Below are 17219 nucleotides of genomic sequence, written 5' to 3' on the forward strand. Positions count from 1 at the left end.
GACCGAGTTGATGGCGTTGCGTTGTTCCGGGCGGTTGAACAGGACGTCCAGCCGCGTGCCTTCCTGGCGCAGGACGAGTGTCTCAAAAGCAGGTAATACCTTCACCGAAAGCTCCTTTTCATATGCTGTTCCGTTCTACTTGGCGTTGGTCAGGTTGCCGAATTCGCGAATGGATTCCTTCCATTCGGCCAGTTCCGCCGAAAGATCCTGAGAGGCTTTCTCTGGTGTGGAAGTCGCTGGCGTCACTCCCAAGGCTTTGGTGGCTTCGGCCGATTTCGGGTCCTTGATGGCGAGCGCGAAATCCGCGGAAAGGCGTTGAATCAGTTCAGGTGGCGTTCCCTTGCGGACGAAGTACTTGGCACCGGTCATCCGGTCCATCTTGGAAAGCCCCAGTTCCCGGAAAGTGGGCACTTGCGGGAAGGCCGGCCACCGGCTGGTACCGGTCACGGCAACGAGCCAGGCTGAACCGGAATCAAGGGCTTTCTTGGCCCCCGATGCGCTCATGAAGGCCGTCGTCACATGGCCCCCGATCAGATTGGTCACCATCTGGCTTTCGCCCGCCATCGGCACGTGGATCAAAGGCACCTTGGCTTCGATCTTGAGGCGCTCCCCGATGTATTGCGTGCTGCTGCCGTAGCCATGTGACGCGAAGCTGAAATTGCCCGCCTTGCGCGCTTCTTCAAAAAAATCCCGCGCGTTACGCGCCGAAGTGCCTCCGCTTGCGACGAGCACTACCGGCGAAGCGAATGCGTCGGTGAAGGCCACGAAATCCTCCGCTGACCGGTAGCCTGCGTTGTCGCGCAGCAACTCCGCGGAAATCATGACGGCCGGCGATTGCATCAGGATCGTGTGCCCGTCCGCCGGTTGGCGAAGCACATATCCCGTACCGATCGTGCCACCGGCACCCACGCGGTTTTCCACGATCACCGGTTTGCCCCAGCGTTCGGCCAGCCGCTCGGCCACGACACGCGACTGGACGTCAGTGACACCGCCTGCGGGAAAAGGAACAACGATCACGACTTGCTTGTCCGGGAAGGCTTGTGCCAGGTGGGCGGACGTCCCGAGCACGAGACCGAACAAAATCTTCTTGAGAGAGCGCATCTTCTTGTCTCCTGATAGTTTTAGATGGGTTCAAGCTTCAGTCATCAACAGCACTCAGGCGGCCACCTCCGGGCTCTCCGTGGCGGCGACTTTGAAGAGCAAGGCTCCTGAGGCCACCTGTTTTCCTTTTTCACACAGGATTTCGGATATCTCACCGGCCTGAGCCGCTACGATGTCGTGCTGCATCTTCATGGCCTCCAGCACCGCGAGCCGAGTACCTTTCTCCACTTTCTGCCCGGCGCTCACGAAAAGATCCAGAATGACGCCGTGCATCGGCGCAGGCACATTCCCGCCCGAGGCGGCATCCGTGCCCAACCGTTCGCCAGCCAACTTGTCCTTCAGATGGTGTCCGTGCCCGTCGTGGCTGATGTAGATCTGGTTGTGATCAGCGCACACATGCAGCACCGAACGATCGATACCATTCAGGCTCAGACTGGCCTTGAAGCCCTCGCGCCTGACACGCGCTATTTGAAAGAGCGTTTTCTCGCCGAGAACGATTTCGTATGCCTGGACACCCGCTGGCCGCACGACGATGTCCCGGCCTGCGAGGTTGAAGCGGCTGTACTTGATGCCATCGCTCGACCAGTCGAGCAGTTCGGGGGGCACGCCAATGCACTTTTCCAGCCAGCGGTCGCGCCGATGCAAATACAGCAGCATTCCAGCCATGGCCAACGCATGATCCGAAACCTCGGCTGGCTGCCACTTCGATTGCGGGAACTCCTCGGCGATGAAAGCTGTCGTCGCCCCACCGTTCACGAACGTGCTCTTCTCCAGCGTATCGATGAGGAAGTCGCGGTTGCTGTGCGGGCCGATGATGATGGAGGCTTTCAGGGCTTCGATCAGCCGCGCCCGTGCCACATCCCTGGTCGGCCCCGATGCGATGATCTTGGCCAGCATGGGGTCGTAGTAGGGAGAAACCACCATCCCTTGTTCGATACCGTCGTCACAGCGGATCCCTGGCCCTGATGGCCGCTGCCAGCATTCGATCTGGCCAGTGGAGGGCAGAAACCCCGCCGCCACGTCTTCGGCGTAAAGGCGCGCCTCGATGGCATGGCCAGTCAGGTTCACATCTTCCTGAGTGAGTCCCAATCCCAGGCCTTCCGCGGCCTGGATCTGCAGTTGCACGAGATCGATTCCCGTCACGGCTTCCGTCACCGGATGCTCCACCTGGATGCGGGTGTTCATCTCGAGGAAATAGTAGTTGTTCTCCTGATCGAGAAGAAACTCCACGGTACCCGCGCCGACGTAATCGATGGCGCGCGCGGCAGCCACTGCCGCGGCCCCCATGCGCGCCCGCAGCTCAGGTGTCATTACAGGGCATGGCGACTCCTCAATCACCTTCTGATGCCGGCGCTGAACGGAACAATCGCGCTCTCCCATGTGGACCACGTTGCCCAGGCTGTCGCCAAATACCTGGATCTCCACGTGGCGAGGCCTCTGTACGGCCCGCTCCAGGATCAGCGCACCGGAGCCGAATGCGTTCTGTGCTTCGGCCCGGGCCGATTTCAAAGCATGAGGCACCTCCTCCAACTGGTTGACCAGACGCATGCCGCGTCCGCCACCACCTGCGGCGGCCTTGACCATCAAAGGCATGCCGATGCGGCCAGCCTCCTTGAGCAACGTTGCTTCGGACTGATCCTCGCCATCGTAGCCAGGCACGCAGGGCACGCCCGCTTCCGCCATCCTGCGGCGCGCGCCGGCCTTGTCACCCATCCAGCGAATGGCGTTAGGCGATGGTCCGATAAAAACCAGGCCGTTGTCAGCGCAAGCTTGCGCAAACCGCGCGTTTTCTGACAGGAACCCGTAGCCCGGGTGGACTGCTTGCGCCCCACTTGCTTTTGCCGCACCGATAAGGCGTTCAATATTCAGGTATGAGGCACTGGGTGCAGCCTCTCCGATCGCCACCGCGGTGTCGGCATAACCGACGTGCGGTGCGGCTGCATCGGGATCTGAATACACGGCCACCGTGCGATAGCCCAACGCCCGTGCAGCACGCATCACCCGGATGGCGATCTCGCCACGATTGGCAATCAAAATGGTTTCGAATTTCCTCATGTCTCGCTCACATTCTTGCGACGCCGAAGCTGTTGGGTTGCACGGCCCGGTGCCGGGCTTCGGCACAGGTCTGCAGCGCGAAGCCCAGCACGCGGCGGCTGTCCCGCGGATCGATGACGCCCATGTCGAGCATCTGCCCTGAGGTGAAAAAGGCGTCTTCCTGCGCTTCGTAGTGCGCTATCAGGTCCGCCTTCTGCTTGGCCAGGAGCTGCTCGTCCACCGCCTCGCCCCGCCTTTCGGCAGACTGCCGCGTGACTTGGTCCATGGTGATGGCAGCCTGTTCGCCGCCCATGACGCCAGTGCGCGCGTTGGGCCAGGCAAACAGGAAATCAGGGTCATAGCCCAGGCCGGCCATGCCGTAATTGCCGGCACCGAAACTGGCACCGATGTAGAGGGTGATCTTGGGCACCCGGATGTTGGCTACCGCCTGGATCATCTTGGCGCCATGCTTGACCATGCCCGCCTGCTCATAGTCGCGGCCGACCATGTAGCCTGTGATGTTGTTGAGAAAAATCACCGGTATTTGCCCCTGGTCGCACAGTTGCAGGAACTGCGCCGCCTTGGTCGCGCCATTGGGATCGATGGGCCCGTTGTTGCCGATGATCCCGCACGCATGGCCCATGATCTTCGCGTGGCTGCAGACCACGGTGACACCGTAGCGCGACTTGAATTCGCTGAAACCCGAGTCGTCTGTCAGCCGCGCCAGCACTTCGCGCACATCGTAGGCCTTGCGGTAGTCCACGGGAACGACGCCAGCCAGCTCATCCGTGTTGTAGCGCGGCGGCTTGTAGGTATCCGGCGGAGGAGGTGTGCAGTGCTTGTTCCAATCGAGCTTGGCGACCAGTTCTCTCAAGGTGGCGATAGCGTGCGCATCGTCATCGGCAAGGTATTCGACCAAGCCCGAAACCTCGGCATGCATGACAGCGCCAGCCAACTCTTCCTCGTCTGCAATTTCACCCGTGGCCGCCCGCACCAGGGCCGCGCCACCAAGCGAGGCTCGCCCGCGGCCGCGCACGGCGATGACATAGTCGCTCAATCCAGGGTAGTAGGCCCCCCCGCCGTGGAAGGCCCATGGAGAATCGTGAGCACGGGCACGCCAGCGGCGCTCAATTGGGCCAGGCGCCGGAAACCACCACCGCCCCAGGCCCAGCCAGAGACGTTGTATTTCATGAGATTGGCACCGGCGCTTTCCACCAACTGCAGGAAAGGCAATTTCAAAAGGCGCGCGATGTCCAGGCACCTTCTGAGCTTCTCCCCGCTCTTGGCCGTGCTGGCACCGGCGTTGATCCCGCTGTCGTAGGCGTAGACCATGCAGCGCACGCCAGACACGAATCCGATGCCTGCCAAGGTACTGGCGCCTGGAACACTCTTGTCGCGATCCGGCTGATCGACAAGGTAGTTGGCCAGTCCAAACAACTCCAGAAAAGGCAAGCCTGGGTCCAGTAGCCGTGCGATGCGTTCGCGTGGCAGCAACTGCCCGCGCTTTTCGAAGACATCCCGCCGGCGCTCGGATAAAAGGCGCGCGCGGTCGCGCAACTGATGCAACCGATCGACGAGCGCCAGCATGTCGGTGCGGTTCTTCGCATACTCCTCGGATTGCGCGTTGATAAGAGAGTTAAAAGCGTCCATGAGTCAATACACTTTCTCGCACTTGAGAGTTCAATATTCGGTGGCGGCACCGATCCACGGCTGATCAGTACGACTTGGGCAGGCCCAGCACCTTCTCGGCGATGAAGCACAGGATGAGCTGAGGACTCACCGGCGCCAGACGCGGAATCCAGGATTCGCGCAGATAGCGCTCGACGTGGAATTCCCGCGCATAGCCCATGCCGCCATGGGTGAAGATGGCGCGTTCGCAGGCGCGGTAGCTGGCCTCCGCCGCCAGGAACTTGGCGCTGTTGGCCTCGGCCCCGCAGGGTTTGCCCTGGTCATACAGCCAGGCTGCCTTCTGCACCATCAGGTGCGCGGCCTCCAACTCCATCCATGACTCCGCCAAAGGATGCTGGATAGCCTGGTTCTTTCCGATAGGACGGCCAAACACCTCGCGCTCATTCGCGTAGTCCGCCGCGCGAGCCAGCGCCGCGCGGCCCAGGCCGACCGCCTCGGCAGCAATCAAGATGCGCTCTGGGTTCATGCCGTGCAGGATGTACTCGAACCCTCGGCCCTCTTCGCCAATGCGATCCTCCACCGGCACACGCAAGCCGTCGATGAACAGCTGATTGGTGTCGACGCACTTGCGGCCCATCTTGTCGATCTCGCGCACTTCTATCCTGCTGCGATCGAAATCGGTGTAGAACAGCGACAAGCCTTCAGTGCCCTTGCATTCCTCCACCGGCTTGGTGCGCGCCAGGAGCAGCATCTTGCTTGCCTCTTGCGCGGTCGAGATGAACACTTTCTGGCCGTGCACCACATAGTGTCCGCCCTCCCGCTTGGCGAGACTCCTGAGCTTGAGTGTATTGAGGCCGGTGTTGGGTTCGGTGACGGCAAAGCAGGCCTTGTCCCTGCCGGAGATGAGCGGAGGCAACATGCGCTGCTTCTGCTCGTGCGTGCCGAACACCACGACCGGATGCAGGCCAAAGATGTTCATGTGCACAGCCGAAGCACCCGAAAGGCCCGCGCCGGTGGCCGAGATCGTGTGCATCATCAGTGCGGCCTCGCTGATTCCCAGCCCGGCGCCTCCAAACTCCTCCGGCATGGCTATCCCCAGCCAGCCTGACTCGGCCAATGCGCGATGAAAGTCCTCGGGAAAGCCGCCGTCACGGTCCTTGCGCAGCCAGTAGTCCGCGTCAAATGGGGCGCACACACGTTCGATGGCATCGCGAATCTGTTCCTGCTCGGAGGTAAGGGCAAAGTCCATGGTCGTACTTCTTCGAATCAGCGGAATTGACAGCCTCGCTGAACAAGGCATGTTCTGTTTGCAAAGGCATGATTGCACAGCAAGGCCTTCACCTCCATCAACAAATATGCGCTCGACACTTAAGAGATCCTTATGGAATACTCGCGGCACGCCCGAAACTGAGGCAGCAGGTGTCAGTTATTTCGTGAAAATTTATGATTCAAGGCGTATAGCCCTGGAGAGGCAAAGAGGTGTTGATGAAAATACGCGATCTGGACTCCACTCTCCTTCGAACGTTCGTGGCAGCGGCAGAGCGCGAAAACTTTGCCCAAGCGGCAGAAAAGGTGTTTCGCACCCAGGCCGCGGTCTCCCAGCAGATGCAGCGGCTGGAGGCTGTTGTGGGATGCGACCTGTTCGTGCGCGTGGGCCGCAAGAAAAAGCTCACGGAGCAAGGCGCGCGTCTGCTCGAATACGCCCGGCGCATCGTCACGCTGAACGACGAAGCCTATCGTGCGATCACACAGGAGGTGTTCGAGCATCCCGTGAAGATCGCTGCGTGTGTGGATGCGGTAGACACACTGTTGCCCGAATACCTGGCGATGTGCGCGGGCGCCTACCCCGGTCTGCGGATCGACATTCAGGTGGGACGCAGCCGCTGGCTGACTTCGGCGCTGCGGCGCGGCGAAGTGGACCTCATGCTGGATGTCGCGCAGCACGAGGAATTCCACCACGTGGTGCTGCGCACCTCGCCCGTCGTGTGGATCGCAGGCGCGCGGTTTCGCGCGCAGCCGAACGCCCCCTTGCCACTGGTGCTGGTGGATTCGAGCTGCCTGTTCCGAGGCATGGCCGTCGATGCGCTCACGCGGGCCAAGCGGCCCTGGAAAGCCGCGTTCCAGACGTCCACACTGACAGGCGTGCGCGCGGCGCTACGGGCCGGCCTGGGCATCACGCCTCGTACCAGCGAAATGCTCACGCCGGATCTCAAGGTAGTAGACCAGGAGTTGGGGTTGCCCCGGCTGCCGCCGATCAGCTATCGGCTGTTCCTGCGGGCTGATGACTGCAGCGATAGCGCCCGGAAGGTCAGTGAATTGATTTCGCCGAGCTGAGGTCTCCTCGGGTGGAGCGAAGATCGAAGATCTACTGCTGCATACCTGTTTCGCGGATGATCTTGCCCCAGATCTCGGTATCACGGCGCTGCAGCGTTGCCAGCGCAGTCGGGCCGCTTGCCGCGGGCAACAGGCCCTTGCCCAGAACGAACTCGCGCCCTTCCGTTGAATCCAGCGCCGCGCTGGCCCATTGCGCCATGCGAGCCGATACCTGAGGCGGCGTGGAGGCCACGGCGCTCCACATGGCGATCCACGAAGCAATATCGAAATCGGGAAATCCTGATTCGGCCAAGGTTGGCACTTCCGGCAAGGAAGCCAGCCGCTCGCGGACCGAAACGGCCAAGGCGATCGCCTTGCCCGCCTTCACCTGAGGCAGCGCCGTTGCGACATCACAGAAATAGAAGTCGAACTGGGCGCCCAGCAAATCGGTCATGGCCTGGCTGCTGGTACGGTACTGGACGTTGACCGCCTTGAGGTTCGCCACCTGCCGGAAGCGCTCGCCTGCCACACGGTTCCCGACGCTGGTACTGGCAAACGACAGATCCCGGCCGCCACCCGCGCGCGCCCAGTCCAGGAATTCCTTGAAACTGCGCTGGTGAATCCGCTGGGGATTCACCAGCAGAATGAAAGGCGCGTTGGCCAGGGTAGACATCGGGGTGAAATCCGACTCTGGATCAAAGGGCAGCTTCTTGTAGATGGCGGCATTGGCCGCGTGTGTAGAGGACCCCGAAACCAATAAGGTGTACATGTCTTGCGAAGCGCGCACCGCGGCCTCCGCGGCGATGTTCCCGTCGGCACCGGGCTTGTTTTCCACAATCGCGGGCCGGCCGCCAAGCTTGGAAATCCGATCTGCAAGGAAGCGCGCCAGGGTATCCGTCGCACTGCCTGCGCCGTAGGCCACGATCAGTCGCACCGGTTTGTCCAGCGCCTGCGCAAAACCCGAGGCAGGCCAACCAGTTGCTGCTGCCGCGCCAACCGTGGCCAACCACTCTCTTCTTCGAATCATCATGTCTAGTCTCCTTGGTTATGAAATGATCCAGCCACGTCTAGCCTCAGGCGACGAACGAGCAACACCCGGCACTCGCGGTGCCGGTGGCCGAGTGCATCAGGCTGCGCGGGCGTATTCAGCTCGATGCCAATTTGAGGCTGCGGATAAAAGGTACCCAACGTTCTCTTTCGCGGCGGCCGAATGCATCGGCCTGGGCGGGGGTACTGGGCGCCAGGACTTCGGAGCCGAACTCATGGATCAACCGGTCGCGCAGCTTCGGCAGGGCGAGCGCCTGATTGAGTGCGCCATTGAGCCGCTCCATCGCTTCAGTGGGCGTTTGCACCGGTGCGAACAGGCAATTCCACGTGTAGGCCTCGTAGCCTCGCAAACCCTGCTCTGCGAAAGTTGCCAAATCCGGAGCAGCAGAGTTGCGGCGTGAACCCGACATCGCGATCAAATTGACGCGCCCTTGCCGGGCCAGAGGCTGCGACGAGGAAAGAGCATCAAACACCATGTCAACATGCCCGCCAGCCAGATCGGCCATGGCTAGGCTATTGCCCTTGTACGGTACGTGATTGATCCTGATATCGGCTGCCTTGGCGAACGCCTCGCCCACGATATGGCTGATCGAGCCCATGCCAGCCGAGCCGTAGTTCAACTGGCCGGGCCTCGCCTTGGCTTCCGCGATCAACGCTTTGAGCGTTTTGGGCCCACTCGCCTTGCCTGCCAGCACCATACCCCTGCTGCGTACCAAGCCGATCAGACGAAGATCCTTGTCGACATCGAAGGGCAAAGTCCTGTAGACGCCGACATTCATGACCAGTTGCGAACTGGTCCCCAGACCGATGGTCAAGCCATCAGGGGCTGCGCGGGCTACAGCCTCCGTGCCGAGGGATCCGCCCGCCCCTGGCTTATTCTCGACAATCACGGGCTGGTTCAATATCTCCGCCATATAGCGAGCCAGATCACGCGCAGTCAAGTCATTGCCGCTGCCGGCGGCAAAGGCCACGACGATGCGGACAGGTTTGGAATTGCCCTGGGCGCGAACACCGGCAGCCAGCATGGTTGAGGCCACCATGACGGCCCGGCGGCTTACACGAAGCGGTAAAGAATGACTCATGAAGTTGTCTCCTTGGCTATGTGAAGTGAGCGACTGAAGGCGAATACCTTGGCCTGCTCCTGCAAGGCAGCCACCCCTCGCTGCCAGCCACAGTCTGGCTAGCATTCCTCCGGTGCGGCGGCACCGGCATGGACTGCGCGATTGGCCAGAAGCAATTCGATCTCCGCGGGAGAGAAACCGGCTTCAGCCAGCACTTGCACCGTGTGTTCGCCCAGCGAGGGTGCTGGCATCCGTCGCCCCGGCGGCGTGCCGGACCACTCGCTGGGCACTGCGGTTTCGCGGATCTTCCCGACCACGGGATGTTCGGTTTCCTGAAAGAAGCCCGTGCTGGCCAAATGCTCATCTTCCAGCAGGGTCTCGAACGTGTGCATGGGAAAGATCGGAATCTCATTCTGGGGCAGGAGTTGGCGCCACTCTTCGGTGCTGCGCTGCGCCAGTTCGTCCGAGACGAACTGATACAGCTCATCGATGGCCTGCGTACGCGTGCGGATATCGCGCAAACGTGGATCGGTCTTCATCAAATCACCCTTGCCCAGCGCGTCCAGAAACAACGTCCACTGGCGGTCGTGGTAGATCAGGCAGCACACGTAGCCGTCCTTGGTCTTGTAGGGCCTGCGGTGCCGCGTCATCAGGCGCGGATAGCCAAAGCCGGCCTTCTCAGGCACGAAGGTATGGCCGTAGAGATGATCGCCCAGCACGTAAGGGATCATGGTTTCGAACATGGGGATATCCACGCTCTGGCCCACACCCGTTTGGTTGCGCGCATGCAGCGCCGCGCAGATCACCCCGAAGGCATAGAGGCCAACCGAACGGTCGGCGATTGTGACGGGCAGGTAGCGCGGAGCATCCCCCGTGCTTTCCGCCACTATGGCCGGCAGGCCGGTGGCCGCCTGGATCATGTCGTCATACGCCGCTTTGCCGGCGTAAGGTCCGCGCTGCGAAAAGCCCACCATGCTGGCGTAGATGAGCCGAGGATTGATGGCCGACAACTGCTCATAGCCTACTCCCAGACGGCGCATGGCGGCGGGGCGTATGTTGGTGGCGAACACGTCCGCGTCCTGAGCCAGGCGCATGAGCGCAGCCACGCCTTCCGGCTTTTTCAGATCCATGACGACACTTCGCTTGTTCCGGTTCAACCCGAGGAACAGCGGTCCCAAGCCCTTATCCCCATAGGGGCCGATCGCGCGAACAGAATCGCCTCTGGGCGCCTCGATCTTGATGACATCCGCGCCCAGATCCGCGAGAAGCTGGGTGCAGGAAGGCCCCATGAAAACGGTGGTGAGGTCCAGGACTCGAACTCCTTCAAGCGGGCCGGAAGAAGCGGTGCCGGAAGAGGGATTCGTCATTGAGGGAAAGTCCTTTCGTCGCTTATGAATTCAGTGCGCCCGCCAGCCCGCATGTATTCCGGTGGGCCGAACCTGTCTGCTTGCGAGGCCATGATGGCACGGTGACGCGGCTGCTTCCATCAACAAATATGAGCCGGACTCTTAAGGGATTCTTATGTGTGGGGCCTCCTTTGAGCTCCTTCACCGGGCTCCGCAACTCCTCGGCGAGGCCGTCGAAATCCGCCTCTGGATAACAACCCTGACAATCGGCGACAATATGGGGTTTTGATCCACCCACCCCTCATTTCAAAGGAAGCAATCATGGGCAACAAGATCGTCACCGAAGCCGACCGCAAGGCTACTCCTCCCCTGCCCGGCGCGACGGTTCGCACGCAAGACATCGGCCAGCGCAAGAGCCAGGAGCGTGGCTCGCACACCCGCAGCAAGAAGAACCCTGGCAAGCGTCCGCACCAAGGCTGAAGCAACTTGCCGCAATAAAAATGGCGTCCATGGGGCGCCATTTTTTTTGGCATACCGCAGGAAGGGCTTATTCACGATCCAGGAGCGCGCGGAAACATTCGAAAGGTCTATTTGCACGCTCAAAGCGAAGTGCTACGGTGCAAACCCATCGCCTCGCCAGGCCAGACTCTTACCGATCAAGCTGGTGGAACTGGATGTCGCGAAAACACCTGCAACAGCTGCGCGGCGATAGCCACGGCGACCACCGCCGGCGCCTTGCCCTCGATCCCAGGTAAACCAATGGGGCAAACCACCCCTGACAACTCATCAGCGGTGAATCCTCGCTCGGCCAGCCGGTGCTGGAACACGGCCCACTTGGTCTTGCTGCCGATCAGGCCGATGTAGGGTAAATCGCCGTGAATACGCTGGCGCGCCAGACATGCGGCCACGATGTTGAGATCCTCGGCATGACTGAAGCTCATGATGAGTACGCCGCTACCCGGCGCCAGATCTCCTACCGCGGCCTCAACGGGATCTGAATGATCGCAGCGCACGTTGTCTGGCAGCTCCGCCGGGAAAATCTCGTCCCGGCTGTCAATCCAGCTGATATCGAAAGGCAGATCGCCAAGCAGCCTGATCAAGGCCTTGCCCACGTGGCCGCCGCCAAACAAGGCGATGGGAACACTCTCTCGGGCCAGTTTGACGCCGAGCGCCTGCCGGCTCGCAGCATCAATCAGCTCAAAGCGCAGATGCACCACACCGCCGCAACATTGGCCCAGGCTGGGCCCCAGTGGATAGCGCCGCACCCGCTCAGGCGCGGATTCACCGAGCGCAAGCATTTCTCGCGCTTCGGCAATGGCCTGCCATTCGAGGTGGCCGCCTCCCACGCTGCCCATGACGATTCCTGGAAAAACACCCATCCATGCCCCGACTTCACGCGGCCCCGAGCCTTGCACCGCATGCACCGTGACAAGAACGCCGCGCTGGTACGCCAGCCGGCTCAGCAGGTCTTCAAGATCCACGGTAAGTGGAGTAGCTCCACGGACTGGTCAGGAGCGGTACATGGTAGTGCGCGCTGGTGTCGGCCACGCCGAAATCGAGATGCACCTGATCGAGAAACGGGGGCTCGGGCAAGGCCACGCCACGGGCGCGGAAATACGCCGCCACGTCGAAACTGAGGCGATAGGTCGCGGCACGCAGGCTGGCGTTGTCCAGTAGCGGGCCGTCCGGGTTGCGGCCATCCTGGTTCAACGTGAACCGCTTGATCAGGGTGGCCGCGCCGCCGTGCGTCTCGTAAAGCGCCACCTGCATGCCCGAGGCCGGCTGGCCGTGCATGGTGTCCAGAACGTGTGTACTCAAGCCCATGTCGCTCACCTCAAAAAATGTCCTAGATCCTGCTTCCAGGATGATTGTGCACAGAAAGTGTATACACTTTTAGAGAATCTATCTATGATCTCCGCTCATGGAGCCCACCACCACCGCCATGATCGTCGATGTGCTGACCAAAGCCATCGCCCGGCATCGTCTGCGGCCGGGGGCCAAGCTGGCGGAGCAGAAGCTGGCCGATCACTTTGGCGTGTCCCGCACGCTGGTGCGGCAGGCGCTTTTCCAGCTTTCCCAGAACAGGCTCGTCACGCTCTCGCCCGCGCGGGGGCGTTCGTTTCCAGCCCGTCGGCAGAAGAAGCCCGGCATGTCTTCACGGTGCGCGGCATGCTTGAAATCGAGATGACTCGGGCCTTTGTGCGCACCGCCACCCCAGCGCACATTCGGGCACTGCGCGAGCATGTGGCCAGCGAACAGGCAGCCGCCAGCGGCACCGATGTGGCAGGCCGCACGGAACTGCTGGGAGATTTCCATGTACAGATGGCCGAACTGATGGGCAACCCGGTGCTGGCACAGGTCTTGCGTGAACTGATCTCCCGCTGCGCCCTTGCCACGATCATGTACCAGAGCCACGATGCCGCTCTCGATTCTGCTGCCGAACACCTGGAACTGGTGGAAGCCTTCGAGCAAGGCAACGTCACGCAGGCGGTCAAGCTGATGCGCGAGCACCTTGAAAATGTCGAAAGCAGTCTGGATCTCGATCGCCCTCCTCCGTCCAGCGATCTCACCTTGGCTCTGCGCGACGCCTTGGCGGACTAGGCTCCTTTTTTGAGAACTGATATGTCCACTCCTACCTACGACAGCACAGCCGCTTACCCGCGGGATCTGGCGGGCTACGGCCGCGATGTACCACACGCCCGCTGGCCGGGCGGCGCCCGCATTGCCGTCCAGTTCGTGCTCAACTACGAGGAAGGCGGCGAGAACTGCGTGCTGCACGGCGATCCGGCGAGCGAGCAGTTTCTGAGCGAGATGTTCAACCCGGCGGCCTACCCCGAGCGGCATATGTCGATGGAAGGCATCTACGAGTATGGCTCGCGCGCCGGTGTATGGCGTATCCTGCGTGAATTCGATGCCAGGCGCCTGCCTCTTACCGTGTTCGGCGTGGCCACCGCGCTGGCACGCTCCCCGGACGTGGCGGCGGCGTTCAAGCAGCGCGGTGACGAGATCGCATGCCACGGCCTCAAATGGATTCACTACCAGGGAGTCGACGAAGCCATCGAACGGGCGCACATGGCCGAGGCACTGGACATCATCGACAAGCTGACGGGTGAACGCCCCCTGGGCTGGTACACCGGCCGCGACAGCCCGAACACGCGCCGCCTGGCAGTTGATGATGGCCGCCTGGCTTACGACAGCGACTACTACGGCGACGACCTCCCCTTCTGGATGAAGGTGCGCCGCACCGATGGCACCACCGTGCCTCACCTCGTGGTGCCCTACACGCTCGACTGCAACGACATGCGCTTCGCCTTGCCCCAGGGCTACAGCCACGCCGATCCGTTCTTTCAGTACATGAAGGACACGTTCGATGCGCTTTACGCGGAAGGCGACCCCAATGGCCTTGACCGGCCCAAGATGATGAGCATCGGAATGCACTGCCGTTTACTTGGCCGGCCAGGCCGCATCACCGCTTTGCAGCGTTTCCTGGATCATCTGGCGCGGCATGAGGACGTATGGGTGTGCCGCCGCATCGACATCGCCCGGCATTGGCAAGCCGTGCACCCTTTCAAAGAGTGAACCTGAAAACCATGGCCTACACCCTGGAACAACTCAACGCCGCTTCGCCCGCCGAGGCTGCAGCCATGCTCGACGGGCTGTACGAACACACGCCCTGGATCGCGGCAAAGGCGCTGGAGCAACGCCCCTTCCAATCGCTGGCGCATCTGAAGCATCTCATGGCGCAGGCACTGTCCCAATCGAGCCAGGAGGCGCAGCTCGCGCTCATCCGCGCCCACCCCGAGTTGGCGGGCAAGGCGATGGTCAGCCAGTCGCTCACGGCTGAATCCACGCACGAGCAAGGCAAGGCGGGGCTGACCGACTGCTCTCCCGAAGAATTCGCACGCATCCAGCAACTCAACGCCGACTACAACGCGAAATTCGGTTTTCCCTTCATCCTGGCCGTGCGCGGGCCACGCGGCGCGGGCCTGAACCGCGCGCAGATCATCGAAACCTTCGCACGGCGGCTGGACAATCACCCCGATTTCGAGCGGGCGGAAGCGCTCCGCAATATCCATCGCATTGCCGAGATCCGCCTGGCCGACAAATTTGGAGCTGAACCCGTGGTCGGCAACCAGGTATGGGATTGGCACGAGCGGCTGGCCCAGCACAGCGATCCCGGTTACGCGGAACAGGGCCAGTTGACAGTAACCTACCTCACCGACGCGCACCGTGCATGCGCCGTGCGCATCAGCCAGACCATGCGTGACGCGGGCTTTGATGAGGTCGCGCTGGACGCGGTGGGCAACGTGGTGGGCCGCTATCGCGCTGCGCCCACCGCGCAGAACCCGAAAACCCTCATGACAGGTAGCCACTATGACACCGTGCGCAATGGCGGTAAATATGACGGCCGCCTGGGAATCTTCGTGCCGGTCGCCTGTGTACAGGCTTTGCACCAAGCGGACCGCCGCCTGCCTTTCGATATTGAAGTGATCGCTTTCGCGGAAGAGGAAGGCCAGCGCTACAAGGCCACCTTCCTCGGATCGGGTGCCCTGATCGGCGACTTCCACGCCGAATGGCTGGATCAGACCGATGCGGACGACGTGACCTTGCGGGCAGCCATGCAGCATGCCGGCCTGTGCATTGACGACATTCCCAAGCTCAAGCGCGACCCCTCGCGCTACTTGGGTTTCGTCGAGGTGCATATCGAGCAGGGGCCAGTGCTGAACGAGCTGAACCTGCCGCTCGGCGTGGTCACCTCGATCAACGGCAGCATCCGGTATGTGGGTGAATTCATCGGCCAGGCGAGCCACGCCGGCACCACGCCCATGGACAGGCGCCGCGATGCTGCCTGCGCCGCGGCCGAACTGGCGCTCTACCTGGAAGAGCGTGCGGCGCAAGACGGTGACTCCGTGGCCACCATGGGGCTGCTGCAGGTGCCCAGCGGCTCCATCAATGTGGTGCCAGGCCGTTGCACGTTCAGTCTCGATCTGCGGGCGCCCCATGATTCACAGCGCGACGCGCTGGCCGGTGATGTGCTCGGCAAGCTGGGGCAGATCGCCCGCCAGCGCGGTGTGGCATACAAGCTGGAAGAAACCATGCGCGCCAGCGCCGCGCCCAGCGACGCTTCATGGCAAACACGCTGGGAAAACGCGGTGCAATCGCTTGGCCTGCCGGCGTTCCGCATGCCCAGCGGCGCCGGCCACGACGCGATGAAGCTGCACGAGGTCATGCCGCAAGCCATGCTGTTCGTGCGCGGCGAGAACGCCGGCATCAGCCACAACCCGCTTGAATCCACCAACGCCGACGATATGGAACTGGCCGTACGCGCCATGCAACGCCTGCTGGAGGATCTGGCCACTTCCTAGCCTCCTGGCCTTCTAAAAAACCAACTTCCATCAGACATGACTTCTCCGTACAGCCAACTCGATGCCTGGATCGACCAGCATTTCGATGAACAGGTGCGCTTTGTGCAAGCGCTGGTCCGCGTACCCACTGATACGCCTCCGGGCAACAACGCGCCGCACGCCGAAAGAGCGGCGGAGCTGCTCACCGGCTTCGGCTTTGAGGCGGAGCGGCATCCGGTGCCCGAAGATCTGCTGCAGGCCTATGGCATGCAATCCATCACGAACCTGATCGTGCGGCGCCAGTATGGCCAGGGCGGCTGCACCATCGCCCTGAACGCGCACGGCGACGTCGTCCCCCCTGGCGAGGGCTGGAAGCATGATCCCTACGGCGGCGACATCGAGAACGGAAAGATGTTTGGCCGGGCCACCGCCGTCAGCAAAGGCGACTTCGGCACCTTCACCTTTGCCGTGCGGGCGTTGGAAGCCGTGGCCCGGCCTTCGCGCGGCGCCATTGAGTTGCACTTCACCTACGACGAGGAGTTTGGCGGTGAATACGGCCCCGGATGGCTGCTTTCCAAGGGCCTCACCAAGCCTGACCTGATGATCGCCGCCGGCTTCAGCTATGAGGTGGTCACCGCGCACAACGGGTGCCTTCAGATGGAGGTCACAGTCAACGGCAAGATGGCGCATGCGGCGGTACCGGATACAGGCATCGACGCCCTGCAAGGCGCCGTGGCGGTCATGAATGCGCTCTATGCCGAGAACCGGCGCTACCGCGGCATCACTTCGCGCGTGGCGGGCATCAAGCACCCCTATCTGAACATCGGCCGCATCGAAGGCGGCACCAACACCAACGTGATCCCGGGCAAGGTCGTCTTCAAGCTCGACCGCCGAATGATTCCGGAGGAAAACCCGGCCGACGTGGAAGCGCTCATCCGCCAAGTCATCGCGGACGCTACCGACGGCTTCAATGCCGGGCGGACCGATGAAGGGATCTCGGTGGACATCAAGCGGATCCTGCTGGCCAATGCCATGACACCCCTGCCAGGCAACGCACCGCTGGTCGACGCCATTCAGAGGCACGGCGAAGCTGTTTTCGGCGAGAAACCATCCGCCGTGGGCACGCCGCTCTACACCGATGTGCGTCTGTATGTGGAACGCGGCATTCCGGGTGTCATCTACGGCGCCGGCCCGCGCACCGTGCTGGAAAGCCATGCCAAGCGGGCCGACGAGCGGCTCGACCTGGAAGACCTGCGCCGCGCGACCAAGGTGGTGGCGCGCTCGCTGCTCGATCTGCTGCCCGCGTCATAACCATCCACCGCCCCTCCCCTGCTCATTCGAAT

Annotated in this window: 13 protein-coding genes and 2 pseudogenes; 6 read left to right on the forward strand and 9 right to left on the reverse strand. The window is 62.1% G+C overall.

Features of this window, described 5'->3' with window-relative positions; translation table 11 throughout:
• Positions 1 to 135: 135 nt before the first annotated feature.
• From WJU18_RS16265 to WJU18_RS16280, 4 genes and pseudogenes are all read right to left on the reverse strand, one after another.
• Positions 136 to 1101, reverse strand: a complete 966-nt coding sequence (locus WJU18_RS16265; RefSeq protein WP_423453892.1) for a Bug family tripartite tricarboxylate transporter substrate binding protein — start codon at positions 1099 to 1101, stop codon at positions 136 to 138.
• A 54-nt stretch (positions 1102 to 1155) separates the two neighbouring features.
• A complete protein-coding gene (locus WJU18_RS16270; protein WP_423453893.1) occupies positions 1156 to 3156 on the reverse strand; it encodes an acetyl/propionyl/methylcrotonyl-CoA carboxylase subunit alpha in 2001 nt (666 codons plus the stop codon).
• A gap of 7 nt (positions 3157 to 3163) precedes the next feature.
• Positions 3164 to 4785 (reverse strand): annotated as a pseudogene (locus WJU18_RS16275) (acyl-CoA carboxylase subunit beta).
• Between the two features lie 64 nt (positions 4786 to 4849).
• A complete protein-coding gene (locus tag WJU18_RS16280; protein WP_423453895.1) occupies positions 4850 to 6013 on the reverse strand; it encodes an acyl-CoA dehydrogenase family protein in 1164 nt (387 codons plus the stop codon).
• Positions 6014 to 6249: 236 nt separating this feature from the next.
• Between WJU18_RS16280 and WJU18_RS16285 the strand changes: the two genes are divergently transcribed.
• Positions 6250 to 7098 carry a LysR family transcriptional regulator gene (locus WJU18_RS16285; protein ID WP_423453897.1) on the forward strand — a complete coding sequence of 283 codons (849 nt, stop codon included), beginning with the start codon at positions 6250 to 6252 and terminating at the stop codon, positions 7096 to 7098.
• Positions 7099 to 7129: 31 nt separating this feature from the next.
• On the opposite strand, the gene WJU18_RS16290 is transcribed toward WJU18_RS16285, so the two are convergent.
• The 3 genes from WJU18_RS16290 to WJU18_RS16300 all read right to left on the reverse strand — a co-directional run bounded on the left by WJU18_RS16290 (position 7130) and on the right by WJU18_RS16300 (position 10552).
• Positions 7130 to 8107: a Bug family tripartite tricarboxylate transporter substrate binding protein gene (locus WJU18_RS16290; RefSeq protein ID WP_423453899.1), complete on the reverse strand. Its 978-nt coding sequence runs from the start codon at positions 8105 to 8107 to the stop codon at positions 7130 to 7132.
• 115 nt (positions 8108 to 8222) lie between these two features.
• On the reverse strand, positions 8223 to 9206 hold the full coding sequence (locus WJU18_RS16295; RefSeq protein WP_423453901.1) for a Bug family tripartite tricarboxylate transporter substrate binding protein: 984 nt from the start codon (positions 9204 to 9206) through the stop codon (positions 8223 to 8225).
• Positions 9207 to 9304: 98 nt separating this feature from the next.
• Positions 9305 to 10552, reverse strand: a complete 1248-nt coding sequence (locus tag WJU18_RS16300; protein ID WP_423453902.1) for a CaiB/BaiF CoA transferase family protein — start codon at positions 10550 to 10552, stop codon at positions 9305 to 9307.
• Between the two features lie 300 nt (positions 10553 to 10852).
• Between WJU18_RS16300 and WJU18_RS16305 the strand changes: the two genes are divergently transcribed.
• Positions 10853 to 11011: a hypothetical protein gene (locus WJU18_RS16305; protein WP_423453904.1), complete on the forward strand. Its 159-nt coding sequence runs from the start codon at positions 10853 to 10855 to the stop codon at positions 11009 to 11011.
• A gap of 176 nt (positions 11012 to 11187) precedes the next feature.
• Here WJU18_RS16305 and xdhC read toward each other — a convergent pair whose 3' ends face one another.
• Entirely contained in the window at positions 11188 to 12012 is an 825-nt protein-coding gene (gene xdhC / locus WJU18_RS16310) for a xanthine dehydrogenase accessory protein XdhC (RefSeq protein WP_423453905.1), read from the reverse strand.
• Positions 12002 to 12355, reverse strand: a complete 354-nt coding sequence (gene uraH, locus WJU18_RS16315; RefSeq protein WP_423453906.1) for a hydroxyisourate hydrolase — start codon at positions 12353 to 12355, stop codon at positions 12002 to 12004. The genes xdhC and uraH overlap by 11 nt, the downstream gene beginning before the upstream one ends.
• A gap of 97 nt (positions 12356 to 12452) precedes the next feature.
• Here uraH and WJU18_RS16320 point away from each other — a divergent pair.
• From WJU18_RS16320 to WJU18_RS16335, 4 genes and pseudogenes are all read left to right on the forward strand, one after another.
• Positions 12453 to 13132, forward strand: a pseudogene (locus tag WJU18_RS16320) (GntR family transcriptional regulator).
• Positions 13133 to 13153: 21 nt separating this feature from the next.
• Positions 13154 to 14110 (forward strand): allantoinase PuuE, encoded by a 957-nt coding sequence (puuE, locus tag WJU18_RS16325; RefSeq protein WP_423453907.1) that lies wholly within the window; start codon positions 13154 to 13156, stop codon positions 14108 to 14110.
• Between the two features lie 11 nt (positions 14111 to 14121).
• On the forward strand, positions 14122 to 15897 hold the full coding sequence (gene uraD / locus WJU18_RS16330) for a 2-oxo-4-hydroxy-4-carboxy-5-ureidoimidazoline decarboxylase (protein WP_423453908.1): 1776 nt from the start codon (positions 14122 to 14124) through the stop codon (positions 15895 to 15897).
• A 36-nt stretch (positions 15898 to 15933) separates the two neighbouring features.
• The gene (locus tag WJU18_RS16335) at positions 15934 to 17187 is read left to right on the forward strand and encodes a M20 family metallopeptidase (protein WP_423453909.1); all 1254 of its coding nucleotides are present in this window, start codon (positions 15934 to 15936) and stop codon (positions 17185 to 17187) included.
• Positions 17188 to 17219: the final 32 nt, after the last annotated feature.

The sequence above is a fragment of the Ottowia sp. VDI28 genome (genome assembly GCF_049532675.1).
In the GTDB taxonomy this organism is placed as follows: Bacteria; Pseudomonadota; Gammaproteobacteria; order Burkholderiales; family Burkholderiaceae_C; genus Ottowia.